The organism is Variovorax sp. P4_D9, from assembly GCF_056401695.1.
Genome location: NZ_JBFUIU010001755.1, coordinates 1 through 547, shown reverse-complemented (window position 1 = coordinate 547; position 547 = coordinate 1). Strand labels below are relative to the sequence as shown.

At 62.5% G+C, this 547-nt stretch carries 2 protein-coding genes; one reads left to right on the top strand and one right to left on the bottom strand.

Annotated features, from left to right (window positions below; all coding sequences use genetic code 11):
- On the top strand, positions 1-317 hold a 317-nt coding region (locus AC1DY5_RS58170), incomplete at its 5' end, for a hypothetical protein (RefSeq protein WP_478123119.1).
- Positions 318-338: 21 nt separating this feature from the next.
- Here the strand turns inward: AC1DY5_RS58170 and AC1DY5_RS58165 are convergent.
- The coding region (locus tag AC1DY5_RS58165; RefSeq protein WP_478123118.1) for a response regulator transcription factor at positions 339-547 on the bottom strand (209 nt) is incomplete at its 5' end.

Genomic DNA, 547 nt, shown 5'->3' with positions numbered 1-547 from the left:
CGTGCATCTCGGCGATCGGCTACGCGGAGACCGAGGCCGAAGCAAGTCAATGGCTGGTCGAGCATGCCGATGACTGGGAACTGGCCATCGTCGACCTGTTCCTCAAGCAGGGCAGCGGCCTGGGGGTGCTGCAAACCTGTAAGAGCAGGCGTCCGAGCCAGAAGGTGGTGGTGCTCAGCAACTACGCCACGCCCGACATCCGCAAGCGCTGCGCCCAATTCGGCGTCGACGCGGTGTTCGACAAGTCCAACGAGATCGACGGCCTGATCGACTTCTGCATCGCGCAGGCCGCCTTGGTCAAGGCCGCCCGAAACTGAGGCCCGCGACGGTGCGCAGGCTCAGTCGATCAGCTTGTTCTTCAGCGCGTAGTAGGTCAAGTCGCTGTTGGACGAGAGATTCATCTTCTCCATCAGGCGCGTGCGGTAGGTACTCACCGTCTTCACCGACAACGACAGTGTCTTGGCAATGTCGCCTGCTGTCTCGCCCTTGGCCAGCTTGAGGAAGACCTGGAACTCGCGCTCCGACAGTTGCTCGTGCGGCGCCGCGT